The sequence below is a fragment of the Shewanella sp. 4_MG-2023 genome (assembly GCF_030548015.1).
Lineage (GTDB): Bacteria > Pseudomonadota > Gammaproteobacteria > Enterobacterales > Shewanellaceae > Shewanella.
Map to the genome: position 1 here is coordinate 64,128 of NZ_JAUORL010000010.1, position 17,216 is coordinate 81,343.

The 17,216-nt window shown below is 41.4% G+C and carries 13 protein-coding genes and 1 pseudogene; 9 read left to right on the top strand and 5 right to left on the bottom strand.

Annotated features, from left to right (window positions below):
* Positions 1 to 287 precede the first annotated feature (287 nt).
* The 5 genes and pseudogenes from Q4546_RS07525 to Q4546_RS07545 all read left to right on the top strand — a co-directional run bounded on the left by Q4546_RS07525 (position 288) and on the right by Q4546_RS07545 (position 5,830).
* Positions 288 to 1,763: a CotH kinase family protein gene (locus Q4546_RS07525; protein ID WP_102520741.1), complete on the top strand. Its 1,476-nt coding sequence runs from the start codon at positions 288 to 290 to the stop codon at positions 1,761 to 1,763.
* Between the two features lie 305 nt (positions 1,764 to 2,068).
* Positions 2,069 to 3,658 (top strand): PAS domain-containing methyl-accepting chemotaxis protein, encoded by a 1,590-nt coding sequence (locus Q4546_RS07530; protein ID WP_303410872.1) that lies wholly within the window; start codon positions 2,069 to 2,071, stop codon positions 3,656 to 3,658.
* 106 nt (positions 3,659 to 3,764) lie between these two features.
* Positions 3,765 to 4,634: a DMT family transporter gene (locus tag Q4546_RS07535; RefSeq protein ID WP_102437559.1), complete on the top strand. Its 870-nt coding sequence runs from the start codon at positions 3,765 to 3,767 to the stop codon at positions 4,632 to 4,634.
* A 245-nt stretch (positions 4,635 to 4,879) separates the two neighbouring features.
* Positions 4,880 to 5,024: pseudogene (locus tag Q4546_RS07540) on the top strand (IS3 family transposase); the annotation flags it as partial.
* A 245-nt stretch (positions 5,025 to 5,269) separates the two neighbouring features.
* Positions 5,270 to 5,830, top strand: a complete 561-nt coding sequence (locus Q4546_RS07545) for a CBS domain-containing protein (protein ID WP_102437561.1) — start codon at positions 5,270 to 5,272, stop codon at positions 5,828 to 5,830.
* 224 nt (positions 5,831 to 6,054) lie between these two features.
* On the opposite strand, the gene Q4546_RS07550 is transcribed toward Q4546_RS07545, so the two are convergent.
* The 3 genes from Q4546_RS07550 to Q4546_RS07560 all read right to left on the bottom strand — a co-directional run bounded on the left by Q4546_RS07550 (position 6,055) and on the right by Q4546_RS07560 (position 8,390).
* Positions 6,055 to 7,014: a diguanylate cyclase gene (locus tag Q4546_RS07550; RefSeq protein ID WP_303446006.1), complete on the bottom strand. Its 960-nt coding sequence runs from the start codon at positions 7,012 to 7,014 to the stop codon at positions 6,055 to 6,057.
* Positions 7,015 to 7,182: 168 nt separating this feature from the next.
* The gene (locus Q4546_RS07555) at positions 7,183 to 7,821 is read right to left on the bottom strand and encodes a fumarylacetoacetate hydrolase family protein (RefSeq protein ID WP_303446060.1); all 639 of its coding nucleotides are present in this window, start codon (positions 7,819 to 7,821) and stop codon (positions 7,183 to 7,185) included.
* 140 nt (positions 7,822 to 7,961) lie between these two features.
* Positions 7,962 to 8,390, bottom strand: a complete 429-nt coding sequence (locus tag Q4546_RS07560; protein WP_102437565.1) for a RimK/LysX family protein — start codon at positions 8,388 to 8,390, stop codon at positions 7,962 to 7,964.
* A 230-nt stretch (positions 8,391 to 8,620) separates the two neighbouring features.
* Here Q4546_RS07560 and Q4546_RS07565 point away from each other — a divergent pair, with 230 nt between their 5' ends.
* From Q4546_RS07565 to Q4546_RS07580, 4 genes are all read left to right on the top strand, one after another.
* Positions 8,621 to 9,292: a DUF2461 domain-containing protein gene (locus tag Q4546_RS07565; protein ID WP_102437567.1), complete on the top strand. Its 672-nt coding sequence runs from the start codon at positions 8,621 to 8,623 to the stop codon at positions 9,290 to 9,292.
* 184 nt (positions 9,293 to 9,476) lie between these two features.
* Positions 9,477 to 11,156 (top strand): phosphoethanolamine transferase, encoded by a 1,680-nt coding sequence (locus Q4546_RS07570; RefSeq protein ID WP_303446007.1) that lies wholly within the window; start codon positions 9,477 to 9,479, stop codon positions 11,154 to 11,156.
* A 195-nt stretch (positions 11,157 to 11,351) separates the two neighbouring features.
* Entirely contained in the window at positions 11,352 to 12,686 is a 1,335-nt protein-coding gene (locus Q4546_RS07575; RefSeq protein ID WP_303410882.1) for a BamA/TamA family outer membrane protein, read from the top strand.
* 193 nt (positions 12,687 to 12,879) lie between these two features.
* Positions 12,880 to 14,274: an RsmB/NOP family class I SAM-dependent RNA methyltransferase gene (locus Q4546_RS07580; RefSeq protein WP_303446008.1), complete on the top strand. Its 1,395-nt coding sequence runs from the start codon at positions 12,880 to 12,882 to the stop codon at positions 14,272 to 14,274.
* A 433-nt stretch (positions 14,275 to 14,707) separates the two neighbouring features.
* Here Q4546_RS07580 and cysC read toward each other — a convergent pair whose 3' ends face one another.
* Both cysC and Q4546_RS07590 read right to left on the bottom strand, forming a co-directional pair.
* Positions 14,708 to 15,346: an adenylyl-sulfate kinase gene (gene cysC / locus Q4546_RS07585; RefSeq protein WP_303446009.1), complete on the bottom strand. Its 639-nt coding sequence runs from the start codon at positions 15,344 to 15,346 to the stop codon at positions 14,708 to 14,710.
* 73 nt (positions 15,347 to 15,419) lie between these two features.
* A complete protein-coding gene (locus Q4546_RS07590) occupies positions 15,420 to 17,147 on the bottom strand; it encodes an SLC13 family permease (protein WP_303446010.1) in 1,728 nt (575 codons plus the stop codon).
* Positions 17,148 to 17,216 lie beyond the last annotated feature (69 nt).

The window sequence follows — 17,216 nt, forward strand, 5'->3', positions numbered from 1 at the left end:
CTTAACTGACAACGAGTAAGCACTAGGTTAATAATACAGTCCCATCGTTTTAACCGCTTTCAGCCCCCTAAATCCATAGGTGATTGTAGCGATTGACTGCACCGCTTAACTAACGACCTATCAAAATGGTGCCATCTAGGCGGTTCAATCAAGACAGTTCAATAAAACTACTGCTTTGTTCCACCCTTTCTGCACCAGTTCTGCACTTTAATTGATTACCCTAACCTGACAATAACCTTGTATTCCGTTCATTTACCAAAAAATAGCGTCATTATCAGGAGTTTCTTATGCTCAACATTGCTTGCTTTTCATCGACTCGATTAACCGGGATCCCCTTACATTTTTTATTACTCGCAAGCCTTAGCTGTGGTTTATTACTTTCAGGTTGCAGCGGTAACGACGAAACCACAGAGCCCGAAGACACCACACCTGAAACTGGCATTATCATTCCAGAAGAGGATTACAGTGACACAGATTTTGAGACCATTGATTGGACTGATGAGACTCACAGTAAAAATGTCGATCCTAATTTTGAAGAAGTATTCAGTGATACTGAAGTCAAACGCTTAGATTTTGTGGTTACCGAAGACCGCTGGAATAGCATGCTCGATGATATGACGAACACCTACGGCAGTTTTGGCACATCTTCAGGTTCTAATAGTCTTCTAGATAGCGATGAAAACCCAATAATGGTGCCTGCGGATATCTATTATGAAGGCAAGCAATGGTATCGCGTTGGGATCCGCTTTAAAGGTAACTCGTCGTTGCAATCAAGCTGGCAGAACGGCGTGCTTAAGTTGTCGTTTAAGTTAGATTTTGATGAATTTGAAGATGATTACCCCCAAATCGATAACCAACGCTTTTATGGTTTCAAAAAGTTAAGCCTGAAAAATAACTATGATGATGAGTCACTTTTACGTGAAAAAGTCGCTGCTGATGTCTTTAAAGATGCGGGCCTTGCAGTATCACATACCGCTTTTTACACCTTGTATGTTGATCATGGTGACGGCCCTGAATATTTTGGCTTATATACGCTGGTTGAAGAAGTCGACGATACTGTGATTGATAGCCAGTTTGCTAGCGATGATGGCAACCTATATAAACCAGAAGATGATGGTGCCATGTTTATTGAAGGCACATTTAGCCAAGACAACTTTGAGAAGAAAACCAATGAAGATGATGAGGATTGGTCAGATATCCTCGCATTATTTGACGCCTTACATGACGATACTGCCAGCACTGACCCACAAACCTGGCGCGCAAACCTTGAAGCGGTATTTGATGTGGATGTGTTCCTTAAGTATTTAGCCGTAAACGGGGTGATTCAAAACTGGGACACCTATGGCCTAATGCCGCATAATTTTTACTTATACAACGACCCAGATACCGCAAAACTCACCTGGATCCCATGGGACAATAATGAAGCCTTACAAGATGGCAAAATGGGCGGCGCTCTAGCGTTAGATTTTGCCGATATTAATTCAAACAGCTGGCCACTGATTGCTAAAATTTATGCCGATGACACTTATCGCGATACCTATAACCAATATTTACTCACTGTAATTAATGATGCCTATGAAACGAATAAAATGCAGGCGATCTACAACAGTTACTCAGCATTAATTGAGCCCTATGCCACCACTGAATTGTCAGGTTATTCATTCTTAGAAAGCTCAAGTGACTTCTATCGCGCTATTGATGAGTTAATCGAACATGCAGAAAATCGCACTGAGGCCGTGGTTGATTATCTTGATAAGCAATAGTGATTTCTGAAGCTTTAAATTGTTAATCTATTTATTGCAAAATTCGGTCTAAGCAACAAATTAGGGAATGACAAAAGACCTGAGGAAAGTAATTCCCCCTTTGGCTGCTTAGCTGTTTTATTTCACTTGGTCATTTTGCCCTTGTAATAATAAGACACGGTGAAACAGATTAATTTTAAAGTTAACATATTGAAATGCTAATATTTAAATCTTAACAATAGATCATAAATACTTGACCGCTATCAATTTATCCATAATGCAGCTCAGGCAAAATGTAGCCACTTTTATATCCTCTAATGGTTACCATGCGTATAAATCAACCTATTATAAATAGTGAGCGAGCACTCACCAATAACTGCATTCTGTTATCGACCACCGACCTTAAAGGAAACATTAAATACGCCAATCAAGAGTTCATCAACATCTCAGAATTTAGCGCAGATGAATTACATGGGCAGCCCCATAATATTGTTCGCCATCCAGATATGCCGCCCCAAGCATTCGAGTCTATGTGGCAATGTATTAACTCCGGAAAACCTTGGGTTGGTATCGTCAAAAACCGTACTAAAAGCGGTAAATACTACTGGGTTAATGCCTATATCTCGCCAGTATATGAAAATGGTGAAATACATGAATTTCAGTCGATTCGTCGTAAAGCAACCAAAGCCCAAATTGCGACTGCAGAAAAGGTTTATCAGCAACTCAATGATGGCATAGCGCCAAAAGAACTCGCTAGTCCCATCATGAGTTTTGTCGGCAAGCTAAGTTTATGGGCAATGTTTATCTTGTTAATCAGCACAATTGCCACCAGCATGATTTCAACTCCAGCCCTTAGCATTGCGGCCGCGACAATCTGCACTATTGTCGCAGCACTAGGCATAAACTACCTTTGCCAACCCTTGAAAGCGTTAATGGTTAAAGCCACTACCATCATTGACGACCCCATTGCCTGCGGCATTTTAACCGGTAGCCAAACTGACATAAGCAAAATCGATTTAGCATTAAATTACTTAATCACTGAAACCGGTGGCGTCGTTGGCCGCATGGCTGATTCAGCCACATCAATTAGTGAACAAAGTGAGCAACTTAATCAGACTATTATTGATACGCGTGAGCGTGCTCAAAGCCAATGCCAGCAAACTACTCAGGTCGCCACAGCCATGGAGGAAATGACCACCAGCTTTACTGAAGTCAGTGATAACACCAATAACACAGCTCAAGAAATTACCCGTAGTCATAACGCTTCCACATTAGGTCAGGAACGTATGGTGAATGTAGTTGCTGCCATTAGTAAGTTAAGACAAGAAGTGACCCATTTCTCAACCATTGTTGAATCAATTGAACATGACAGCCATGCTATTTCAGCAGTACTTAGTGAGATAAAAGGCATTGCTGAGCAAACTAATTTGTTGGCGCTTAACGCCGCCATTGAAGCCGCCCGAGCGGGGGAATCTGGTCGAGGTTTTGCCGTAGTGGCTGATGAGGTGCGTCAATTGTCGATGCGAACTACTGAGTCCACCACTCAAATTGGTAGCATTGTGAGCAATTTTCAGCAAAGTACCCAAAGCGCAGCTAAAGCTATGGATGCAGGTCAGGCACAAGCAGATCTTTCAGTGAAATTAGCAGAGGATGCCGATAGCGCTTTTGATCAGTTACGCGCCTCGTTAGATAATATTCAGGCGATGGCAGAAATGAATGCCACCGCCATGAGCCAACAAGCCTCGGTAGCCGAAGATATCAGTCAATCCATCGTGGTGATTAATGAGTTATCCAATACCAGCTTAGCGCAAACAGACCAAGCTAAAATCAAATGTGAGCAAATGACTCGTTTATCCAATAAAACGGCCAACTTGTCGAAGCAGTTTTGGCAACAAAGCGTTCAAAGGGAGCATTAATTCCCATAGAGCAAAGTCGCTATTTAAAAAGCACGATGTGAAAAAGTCGCTAGAATTAACACTAAAGGGTCGAGTTTTCGCCCCTTTTTTCATTTAAGGTTTACATATGTTTAAGTCGGCGCGTCCCCATATCCAAATGCTATTTTTCACCTTCATCATTGCGATGACTTTTCCTGTAGGCAAGCAATTAATGCTTGAGGTTCCACCAATGATTGCCACTTGGCTTAGATACGTTATTGCTGCCTCATTATTTGTGGTCCTATTAATTGTTACTCGGCGCTTTAATTTACCTAGCGCTAAAAGCCTATTGCGTTATGCCTTAGTATCCTTGCCCGCACTGGGTTATTTTTCTGCCATGTTTAGTGCCTTAACTAAAACCTCGGCCTTTGCCACCAGTGCACTCTCCACTGCGCTGCCGTTAATTACGGCTGTATTAACCATGCTAATTTATAGAAAGGTGGGTAAGTTAAGCCATTGGTTAGCACTTATTGTCGGCTTTAGTGCGTCACTTTTTTTAGTCCTGCAGCAATCGAATGCTAACTTGGATTTTGAATGGAACACAGGTTACAGTCTGTTTATGCTGGGCTGCATTGCTATGGCAGCTAATCCTCTGGTCATAAAAGCCTGCTATCGACAAGAGAACTTTATGGTATTTACTGGCTGGAGCCTAATCGCTGCCGCGATTATATTATCGGTTTGTTTAACCCCACAGATAATCGACTTCAACTGGCAACAGGTCTCTGGCAATGCTTGGTTGGCGTGCTTATACCTTGCTGTTTTTGCCACTGCGATTAGCTTTTTCCTGTTTCAAAAAGCCAGTGTAAAATTAGCACCGCAACAAGTTTCAGCTTATATTTTTCTAATCCCGGTGTTTGTATTAATGACAGGTGGCAATATCGATGTTAACTGGATTTATACAACCATTGCCATGCTACTGCTTAGTGCGGCAATGTATTTACTGATGCGAAAGCAATAAGGCATCTTTATAGCGCTATTCGCGTTAAGTGTTGGCCTTAGGTCGTAGCACATTCCAACGTAGCTGTTTTTAGGTTTGTAAAAATGCCTGTGTTGTATTTCTGTGTCGCCATACTTTGTTGATAGCCGTTGTCTTGCAACAGCAGCACTTAGTTTGTGGAGTGGAGTCAGTAGTGTCATAGCTAATTTGGCCACCTAGTTAGAGATGATATCATCACCTCATAAGTTAACAGGTGACACTATGAGCAACGTACAAGAAGACTTTTTCGCGCAGGGTTCAAACTTGAATCTTCTCAATTTAGTGCTAGCTCAAAATTACTCAATTGTTGAAGCTGCTCAAACCATGAGTGTAGGCAAGCCAACCATGGATAAATGGATTCGTCAATTTAGAGAGGTTCGACATTAACACAAGTAGGCACACGCCACACATAAAACTCACAACCACAACAATGGCTTAACCAATATTAAATGTCATTCATGTACTTGCCTTACATGTTTAAGCAGCGCTATTCTTACTGCCTAAGGTTATGGTTTTTTTGATGCCCCTCAATTTTAAACGTCGCACCAATCCTGAAAGTTAGCCAACGCTATATTCAGTTACCAGATCTACTTATTTTAATGTAACGGAGTTAGCCAATGAGAAATTTACAACTATTCAGCACCGCATCTGTCGATCACTTACTATGGTCAACCAAAGTTCAAGTTGCACATATGGACTCACCTGCATTAGATATTTTTACTGACTTTGATGTTGCCCGTCCAATCGTAGTTGATGCGTCAACCACTGCGGTAGGCACAGGTAAAATCATGGAAAAAACCCATGCTTATATGCGACTTGTTATTGATAAGGATGATAAATTCCTTGGTGTGGTTACCATGCAAGAGCTCTCACATCATAATTTATTAATGACAGCGAAAAAGCTAGAACACAACATTGATGAAGTGCTAGTGACTGATGTCATGGTAAAAAGAGAAGATCTTCAAGCGTTTGACTATGATCAAATTGCCACTGCAAAAGTCAGCGATGTGGTACGTATTTTAAAAGAAAACAGCTTGCACCATATGTTAGTGATTGATCACGAACTTCATCATATTCGCGGTATTATTGCAGCTAGTGACTTAGCAAGAAAACTAAGTGTGCCAATTGAAATTCATCAACGCCCTTCATTTAGCCAGATTTTTAACACTGCCGGCTAGAGAAATCTGCGGTGAATTAACTCTGAGAATGATACAAATTCAATCTATAAGCCTTACTCTACAGGCTTATAGATTTAACATTCTAGATCCATATATTCAGATTAACCAAAATTGTACTTATACCATCGCCCAAACCGTATCCAGTCAACTTAGTGAACTACCCCGCAACTTTCGCTTCGCTCGGATCACGGGGATCTCGACAGATATTGATAAAGACACCGTGATTAAGCCACTTCAAGTGTAAATTCAATGCTGCAATTTTTGCCCTGATCTTTGGCGCGATAAAGCGCACTATCCGCTTTTTCAATAAACTCTCTGGCCGTTGTATCAGCATCTGGCGTCATGGTAACAAAACCCACACTCAGTGTGACCAACGATTCCGCCCCTTGAAAGTGAGGAATAGTTAATTCATAGACACCTTTGCGAATATCTTCTGCCAGTGCAGCCGTATCTACATTTTCGCCATAACAAATAATGGCAAACTCTTCGCCACCATAGCGGCACACCACATCTGTCGAACGGCTGCATACTCGGGCAATACACTGAGCCACTTTTATTAAGCATTGATCGCCCTGATAATGACCCAAACTATCGTTGTAAGCTTTAAAGTAATCAATATCACACATGATTAAAGAGACATTTTTCTGTTCTCTTTTGGCTAAATTAATGACGAAATCTAATTGAGAATCGAATTCACGGCGGTTATTAAGCCCAGTTAAGCTATCAATTTTCAATAATTGAAACAGCTCAGCACTGGTGCGTTCACATTCAATCACTCCAAATAATATGATTGCGTTGCCCTTATCATCACGCAGAACCGCCCTTGCCTTACTGGTAAAATAAAGTACTTCATCAACGCGACTGTCGTAATAAGGAAAACGATTATTGAACTCTTCGATAACGCCATTTTTTAATTTAAGGTAGTCATCGCGGATCTTGTTGGCTTTTTGGGAGTCTTTTATCGCAATATTTTTATTGTAATCTCCAGCAATGGGACAGGTTTTTTTAACGCTGTGATGGCTTAATTGTTTATCCAAAGCAAACATGTCACACATACTATCGTTGCAATAATAGGTATTAGAGTCTTCAGATAAATCGATTAACCACCATGAGACACCAGAGAAATTGAACAAGTTTTGATATAAATTATAATAGTTTTCTATACAGGAATTAGGAAATGTCATATTTAATTAGCCGCTCATTTATAGCTAATTTATTAGCCTGATAACAGACTAACTTTCCTTTTAGCAGGATTTAAGATAAAGGTCTTTCGCTAAAAGTATAGACCTTAAAATCAAAATTTCCTCTTTAAGCTTTCGCGGCTAAGCATCAGATTACTATCTTGAACAAAACTATTTAGCCAACCATTGCTGGGTTAGCAAAGGCGTATTGTTCGACATGTAAGCCTCAATTGAATGACTATCCTGGTACTCTTTTCCTGCCCATAGTTTAATGGTAAAAACATCACCAGCATTAACCATTCCCACACCTTTTGGGGTACCGGTCATCACAATATCACCGTCTTCTAAACTGATAAATTCAGTTAACGATTGCTTAATGGCAGATGTGCTATACATCATTAAGTCGCTGTGACCCACTTGGATAACTTTTTCGTTGATTGATAATTGAAAAGCCCACTTTTCGCAGGCTGATTTACCTAATGAATCAAGGGGAATAAAGTCACTGAATAGCGCCGAGCCGTTAAAGGCTTTTGCCCGTTCCCAAGGTAGTTGCTGGGTTTTGAGTGTCGATTGCAGTGCCCTTTTGGTTAAATCTAAACCGACACCCACTGCTGAGAACTGATTGTTTTCCATAATAAAACATAACTCAGTTTCGTAATGAATAGGCTCTTGTTGAAAGGCAATAAGCTCTGTTGTGATGGCCGAATTGGGTTTTAAAAATACCACCATATCTGCAGGTATCTCATTGCCCAGCTCTTGGATATGATCGACATAGTTACGACCAATACAGACGATTTTAGAAGGCGTCATCTTTACAGGGCTTGTATTAGAAATAGCAGCTAAAGCCGAAGACGATGAGCTAACGGTTGGGTTGATGATTGATACGGAATGTAAAGCCACGATAAGTCCTTATTTTATGACTCAGTTTTGTGAATAAAAACCAATTTAAATTAAGCGCCAAGCAAGTATGATGCGGATGAATCTACCAAAAATCTTCCTGATAATGCCCTTCTGCCCAGCAGCATTCTAAATTGCATATTGTCACGAGCAGTCAATGTCAGCTCAATATCAAAATGATGCTCACCAATGATAATCGGCGTTTTTATCACATAACGGCTGGTTATATGTCCGCCAGAATCTTTGACATTACGACGATCAAACACCGCAAACTCACACACAACTTCACGCAGCGACTTTTGCTGAGGATGAAACCACACTTTAATCCAATCTTGGTCATTTTTTATAAAGGGTTCAATTTTAAAAGCATGTAAGCATGATGTTTTGGCGCCGGTATCAATTTTCATATTGACCCGTTCATTAGCAATTTCTGGAAATGTGGCCCATTCACACCAACCAAGCACTTGTAACGATGTCGTCATGGTAAACCTTTAACGTTTTCTGTTTAATCCCAAGGCTAGACTATCAATACTGCAATAATTAGCCTTTGACAGTGCATAGCGCTAGCTTAATATAAGCCTTTCTGATACTTACCCCTAGCTGTTAATAGATTGAATTTAACCTTAATCTATATGATTGAACAAGTATTTGAACTAATGGTTATCATATGCCGTTATGAGACAATGAATGATTAAGACTAATAAGGCAGCCAATGTATTCTCAACAAAGCTTTAATTTTTTAAGTCAGTTAGCTGATAACAACAACCGAGAATGGTTTAAGCAACATCAGCAAACCTATGAAGATTTGGTGCGCACCCCAACCCTTAAGTTTATCGAAGCCATGCAAGGGCCCATCCTCAGCTTATCGCCAAGGCTGACTGCAGTACCTAAAAAAGTCGGTGGCAGTATGATGCGCCCTCAACGAGACAGTCGATTCAGTAAAGATAAAAGCCCTTATAAGCTTAACGTCGGTATTCAGTTTCGGCATTTTCAAGCAAAAGATGTCCATGCCCCGGGCATATATTTACACCTTGCCAATGATGGTTGTTTTTTAGCGGCAGGAATATGGCATCCTGAATCAAAAGCCCTCAATGCCATTCGTCATTGTATTGATGAAAACCCTAACGGTTATAAAAAGGCTTCGGTACAATTAGCCGCAGCTGGGTTTGAGTTATCTGGGGACCGTTTAATAAGACCACCGCGTGGATTTGATAAAGATCATCCATTCATTGAAGAATTAAAGCGCAAAGATTTTATTGCCATCAAACCTGTCACCATTGAGCAAGTCTGCGCTGATAATTTTGTTGAGTTCTGCGCTGAAGAGTTCAAGCATACCATCGGTTTAATGAGCTATTTATGCTTTGCCTTAGACTTAGATTTTTAGTGATAATGACTTATATCATCGTGATAAAACGGCCGTGGATAGAGTTTGCTTTAAAGAGATAAACATTCGCCGCTAAACGAGACTAACCAAGACACTGAAAACCAGTGTCGGTGAATTAGCGGACGACTATCCAAATTTCAACTAGTATAAAACTAGAGACTAACATCACCAGCAGGCATTTAATATGACAGCATTCTCGCGCCTATATTCTGCCATTAACCCAAAAGAACTCAGCAAAGAAACGATGATAGTGCTGATGGCGCTGTATTTTGCGCTGGTGATTAACTTTGGGCTTATCCAACGTATTTTTCAATTATCAACTGATAGCCATTTAGTGTTCTCTCTTACGCCGGCGCTCGTACTCTTGGGCATTTTTATCATTGTTTTTTGCTTATTTTCGTCTCGGTTTATCTTTAAACCCTTACTGACAATCTTACTGCTCACCTCTGCAGCAGCCATGTATGGCACCATGAAATACCAGGTATATTTTGATTACGCCATGATTGAAAATATCTTTGAAACCAATACTGGCGAAGCCCTGTCCTATATCAGCACCACGTCTATTTTATATATCGTGGTGTTTGGACTAATTCCAACCATATGGTTGTGGCGAGTGCGCCTAACGCCATCACAAAGCGTAGTTAAATCCTTAATGAGACGCTCAACATTAGTGGTTGTAGGCTTAGGTTTAATAGGAGTCGTGCTGCTAGGCTTTTATAAGGACTATGTGTCCATGGGGCGAAATAATACTTACCTTAAAAAAATGATCATACCCGCCCATGCTTTCAATACGGTAAAATATCTTTATAAAAACAACTTTGTCACCCCCTTGCCCTATACCGTTAGAGGCCAAGATGCACGCTTAATCGATACCAACCCAACTAAGCCAACTTTATTTGTACTGGTCGTCGGCGAAACAGCCCGCGCTCAAAATATGGCTTATTACGGCTATAGTCGTAACACCAATCCATACACTGAAAATTTAGACTTCATTATTGTTAATAACGTCAGCTCATGTGGCACCGCGACCGCGCATTCATTACCTTGCATGTTTTCCGATCTCACTCACGATAATTATAACCGTGAAAAAGCACTGGCCAGTGACAACCTACTAGACATTATTCACAGAGCAGGCGCAGAAGTGGTGTGGCTTGACAATGATGGCGGTGATAAACATCTGGCAGCCCATGTGATTGAGTTTAATATTCCGACTGACTCAAGTGATGACTTGTGTGACGGTAGTAGCTGTTATGATCAAGTACTGGTGCGCGAGTTCGCTTCACATATCGAGCAGAGATTAGAAAACAAGCAGCAAACCTTAACCAATCAATTATTGATATTGCACACGATAGGGAGCCATGGGCCAACCTATTTCAATCGTTACCCTAAAGATAAGCAGCATTTTAGCCCCGCCTGCGAGCGCAGCGATCTTGAAAATTGCAGTGATGAAGAAATCATCAATGTCTATGACAATACCTTAGTTTATACCGATTATATTTTGTCAGAAATCGTAAAACTATTAGAGCTATATGCCAGCGATTATGAAGTGGCAATGATGTATATCTCTGATCATGGTGAATCACTAGGTGAAAGCGGCATGTATCTTCATGGCACCCCTTATGCATTTGCGCCAGCAGAGCAAACCCATGTGCCTTGGTATCTATGGTTACCAGAAAGCTACACCCAGTCAAAGCAACTCGACCGTCAATGTATCATCACGCAAGTGAGTCAGGGGACACATTCCCATGACAATTTGTTTAATACGCTTATCGGCTTGTATGGCGTCGATACCCATTTACTCGATACTTCGCTTGATCTTAGCCATTCTTGCAAGCAAACAACTGAGCTTTTGGGGACAAAATAGCATTTAGTGATAGCGATTTAATCTCTGCTATCACTCGTCGCCCTCAAACTAGTCGCAATAAATATGGCCTAAATTAGCCGCCGAATTAGATTTTTAATCAACTTCATCTATATTTATCTAATAAATAAAATGATTAACTATCAGCCCGTTAATTACGTACTCACCGACAATGTTAAAGGCTCACGGATGATAAAAATGCGCTTTTCCCGAGCTTCGACTCGATACTATTTCACCGCCCTTTTGGCCTTTTCACTATTACTGACGCAATCTTTTGCCCATAGCGCGCCAAAGAATATCAAATCCATCGTTAATCGCGCTGAGTCCCCAAGGGTTGGTACCGAAGAGCTGATACTCCCCTACGCTTTCAGCACTGACTCAATGGGATTAAACTTAGGCATTGGCACTATGGTCAGTGGTTATGGACAAGAACAAATGACGATTGGCGCTACTGTCTATGGTGGCGATGTCAGTTACGGTGTTGGCGCCGGAATTTGGAACTTTAAAATACCACGAACCGAACGCTTCTTTTTAAGTGCCGTTGGCTTTGTCGGTTATTATCCACAGAAAAAAGCCTACGCAGGGGGCACCTTAAATTATACCCCTGCAGGCACACCTATCCCTGGTAGTAATGACTCATCAAATGAACAGTTTTTACAAGCTGATGGCTCGTCAAACTGGTGGAATATACAGCTTGAATACACCCTACCCATTGGCGCAACACGTGATAAAGGCCAAGTACACTATGAACTAACCCGCGGCTTGCTGAGCTCAAAACCCTCTGGCGGTGACAGCTGGAATCCGCTTGAGTCTGGAGCCACAGTGGCGACACTGAAACAATTTAACCGCTTTGAAACCTTTGAATTTGAAGACGGAGAATTAGATGGCGCCGTTCATGCGATGAGTTTAGGACTGCTTTATGATAATACCGACTTTTCACGAAACCCCAGTTACGGCAGTAAGCAGTTTGTCGCCATTTCCCATGATGCGGCTTGGCTAGATTCTGATAATCAGTGGACATTTATCGAATTTGAAGCCAGTAAATACTTCTCTTTTGGCGCCTCCGACTGGGCATCCCAGCGTATATTAGCGTTAAATTTTTGGACAGGTTACTCGCCCTCATGGAAGCTTGAGTATAACGACGAAGGAGGCAGGCGGATCACCAATGATGCCCCTTACAGCGAAGGCGCAACACTTGGTGGTTTTTATCGAATGCGCGGTTATGACAACAGTCGTTTTCATGATAAAGCCTCCATATACGGCACTGCAGAATATCGCTATACCTTCAAAAACAACCCCATCGAAGATGTAAACTGGCTTAAATTTTTACGTCTAGATTGGTTTCAATTGGTGGGCTTTGTTGAAGCTGGCCGCGTTGGCGAGGCTTATACCGCCAATGAATTATTAACCGATTTGAAATTTGATTACGGCGTTTCTCTTAGAGCATTAACCGCAGGGATCATTGTAAGGTTTGATATCGCCCAATCAGATGAAGCCACCAATGCTTGGGTGATGGTAGACCACCCATTTTAATAGAGCTGTTTACTAAATTGTCTTTTATCCACAAAATGGAAGGCGACTAATCTAAGGATTAGTCGCATTTGAGGTCACATACCTTGATTTAACCGCTGTTGACCTTGCAACCACGGATTTAACAACAGTAGCAGTCATGGTAAACTGCAGCACTATTATCCCCATTGCGCTGCAAAGCCAACCTGAGTGAGTCATGGAACCAGTTAATCAACCCCATCTTCAAGCTAATACTCCCGCAGAAAAAAGAGCATTAAGCTACTCTGCCACCATCAAAAAGTTATTCGATGAAGTATTAGACACCAAAATGCCTGCTGATAGGATTGTGGCAAACTACTTCCGTGAGCACAAAAAGCATGGCTCAAAAGATCGCCGCGTGATCCGCGAAACCTTATTTGGGCTATTTCGTTGGTGGGGCTGGTTAAAACAGCTGGGTTCTCAGCATGAGCAACAAACTTGGTATCAAATGCTCAGCACTTGTGCCTTACTTGAGCAGCATCAATGGCGTCAGTTTGCTGATGCGTGGCAACAATTTGGCGGCTTAAGCCCCGAACAAGTCAGCTTGATAAATCACACCATTGACGCTAATGATGTTGCTAACTCATCTAATCCGCAATCAAGTGCAAACTTTGATGTTAGCCATAAAAATAGCCTTATGGGCCAGTTATTCACGACCATTGAATTTGCTGAAACTCAACTATTACCCGATTGGTTTTGGGCGCTATGCACCATTGATGATCAGCAAAACAAACTAAAATTGATTGAAGCCATGAGTAGCCGTCCTCCCATTTGGGCAAGAGCGCAGCGCATTGATACAGCATCAGCTGTTACCACATTACAAGCAGCTGGTATTGATGCCCTAGCCAATGAATACTTTACTGATGCATTAAGCCTTGGCAGCAAAAGCATTAACCTCAATGACGTTGATTTATACAAACAGGGCAAACTTGAAATTCAAGATTTAGCCTCGCAAGTTATCGGCAATGTCTGTCAGCCTTTAGCAAACGAGCAATGGTGGGACACCTGTAGTGGCGCGGGCGGTAAGACATTACAGCTGCGCTCATTGATGCTGCAAAATGCCGCCTCAAACAACAATACAGCAGGTACTATTACCTCATCAGATATTCGTTCAAAAGCCCTAGAAGAGCTTAATAAGCGCGCTAAACGAGCAAACTTTGACAGCATTACTGTGGCGCGCTGGAAAAGCGATGCTTTACCGGTAGCCAAAGCCCATTTTGATGGCGTACTGGTTGATGCCCCATGTAGTTGCACTGGCACATGGCGCAGAAACCCAGATATGCGCTGGATAGATGAGCCAAGCTGTATCGAAGATAAACCCGCACTGCAGTTAGATATTTTAACTCGCAGTTCAAAGGCGGTAAAACCAGGCGGCAAACTCGTCTACGCAACCTGCTCATTATCACCGCTTGAAAACGAACAAGTGGTGCAGCAATTTTTACAACACAATAGTGACTTTGAGTTGATCACCAGCGTACACCCATTTACCCAAGCTAAGCTTGAGCATATTACCGTATGGCCCTTTGAAGCCAATAGTGACGGCATGTATGTGGCGAGAATGATGAGAAAGTAATGTCCCTATTTATCAATAAACGATGACAATAACTATTATCAAAAAAGGCCTTCACAAATATTTGTGAAGGCCTTTTTAATTATTCAATGGCAGCACTCAATAGCAGTACTGTACGCCCGTATTAAAATTTTATAAAAATATGGTTATCATGAACGGTTACAACTCAATAGTTTAATAATTTTCTGAGGGCGGATATCGTTTTCTTATAATAAAGTTTGTTACTTTAGTGTACCGCACTTGTTCAAGCTCTCTGAATAGCAGGAATAATTTTTAGGCACACTTTGCATCCTTTATATTAATGCTTTTTGAGCCGCTTCAATATTTTTTACTCTAGCCATAAGCACCATAGGATCAAATGTGGATTCTTTGAAGCCAAACCTTGTGTAAAAATCTTTGGCTGAGAAGTGCTTTCTACCATGCTTAAAACCAAGCCTTACGATAAGTAACCGTTATCTGTTAAATAGCTAATCACTTGTAAAGCACATTGCTCAATATCTTGCTCTGCGGTCTTCACATGAATTTCAGCATTCGTCGGCGCATCATAAGCTGAGTTAATGCCGGTGAAGTGTTTAATCTCGCCCGCTCTGGCTTTTTTATATAACCCTTTAGGGTCGCGTTGTTCGCAAATCGCTAACGGGGTATCAATAAAGATTTCGATGAATTCATCTGCTGCCAACAGGCTTCGCACCATGTCGCGATCAGCTAAAAAAGGCGAAATAAAAGCAGTAGACACAATCAGCCCCGCATCGACAAATAGCTTGGATACTTCACCAACCCTACGAATATTTTCAACTCTATCAGTATCAGTAAAGCTTAAGTCACCATTTAGGCCATGGCGAACGTTATCACCATCGAGCACATAGGTTTTACAGTTTAGATCATGAAGCATTTTATCAACTGCATTGGCAATTGTAGATTTACCAGAGCCACTTAACCCTGTGAACCATAAAACGGCAGGCTTATGACCATTTAGCTTAATGCGCTGTGCCCGAGACACACTTGCCAAGTGCCAAACAACATCTGTTGACTTGTCACCAAGCACATTAACGTCTTGGTAGGGTGTATTTGACATGATTATTCCTTGTTCACTTTTTAGTTCTGTTAATACTGACAAATATTATGTTTTTATTGTTTAAAGCTGCCCATTAAAACGGGAAAAATATTGGCACGCTGATGTTCACGATTAAGCCGTAAACAATACTGACGGGCAAACCGACTTTGACAAAGTCTTTTAGCTTATATTGACCTGCATTAAACACCATTAAATTGGTTTGATAACCGTAAGGGCTAATAAAACTGCCACTGGCAGCAAATGCCACAGTCATCACAAAAGGTAAAACATCCACCCCAAAACCGAGCGCCAAACTATAAGCAATGGGAAACATTAGCGCTGCAGCAGCATTGTTGGTCACTAATTCAGTCATCAACCATGTGAGAATATAAACCATAATCAAGGCAATATAAGCATGCTCTTTATCGACACTCTGATTAACCACATCACCAATTAATTCGACAACGCCAGCATTAACCGATGCATGGGAAAGTAAAATGGCAGAGGCGACGATGAGCCAAATATTGACCGGTAATCGGCGCATCACTTCATTGACGTTAAGTGACTGACTAAACACCAGTAGCCCTAATAAAATCACTAAGCTTTCAAGTAAATCAATGACCCCAAATGCGGCAAGGGCTATTGAAGTTAAAAAGCCACCGACAGCTAACCATGCCCTCCAGCCGTTAAGGCGTATCTCAGTTTCGACGCCGCTAAGCACAATAAAGTTTTTGCTTAAATTACGACGAGATTTAAAATCCTCACCAACAGATAACACTAAAAAGTCACCCGCTTGTAACTCGACTTCACCAAGTTTGCCAGAGACATTTTCGCCATCTCGGCGAATCGCCACCACTGCGGCATCAAATAGTGCTCTAAAGCCGACTTTCTTTAGTGTTTTTCTCACTAAAATACTTTCTTGCTTTACCACCACTTCAGTGAGATTTGAGCCTTTTAAATCATTTTTATGGGCAAATGTTTCAAGCCCTGAAAACTGGCCTAATTGTCCTAGTTTTGCAATATCACCACTAAAAATAAGTCGATCATCTTGTTGTAACACTTCTGTTGGCGCGACCGGGGTGATTAACCTTCCCTTTCTAACGACCTCAACTAAAAATAATGACTCTAAATGCCGTAAACCATTGGCCTCGACAGAGCGGCCAATCAGCTCTGAGTTTTCGATGATTTTTGCATCAATAAAATAACCTTTATTACCATCAAGAGTCTGTTCATTTTCTGGCAAAAACCTGACACACACAGCTAACACGGCCCCGCAACAAATCACCAGTATTAAGCCGATAGCGGTAAAAGAGAAAAAGGCTAATGAACGCCCTTCAACATCAATATACAGGCTATTTACAATCAAATTGGTTGAGGTGCCAATTAAAGTCAGCGTGCCACCGAGAATTGCCGCGTAGGATAAAGGCAATAATAATTTACTGGCAAAATGATGCGGGTTATTACGTATTGGCGACAAAAGCGTCGCCACCACCGCGGTATTGTTAAGTAGCGCAGAACAAATCGTGGTGACACCAAACAGCCGTAAAAAAGTGGCTTTATAGCCAACAACAATCACTTTTGAGGCAATAACTCTCAGCAATCGGGTTTTCTCTAACCCGAAAGAGCAAATGATTAATAGAATGAGTGTGATTAACCCAGGGTTAGCAATACTCGATAATAATTGCGCTTTAGACACCAACCCAAGTGCAACTAAGGATAATAAGGTCACACCGCACACGGCAGCAGGTCGACTTTGAAATTTTAATAAACCACAAATCGTTAGTATGAAAATACTTATTGTTAAGTATGCATCTGTAGACATAAATAGAAACCAACCTCAAGGATACAAAGTCAAAAAAAGCTGCAAGCTAATCAATCGCATTGCAGCTTT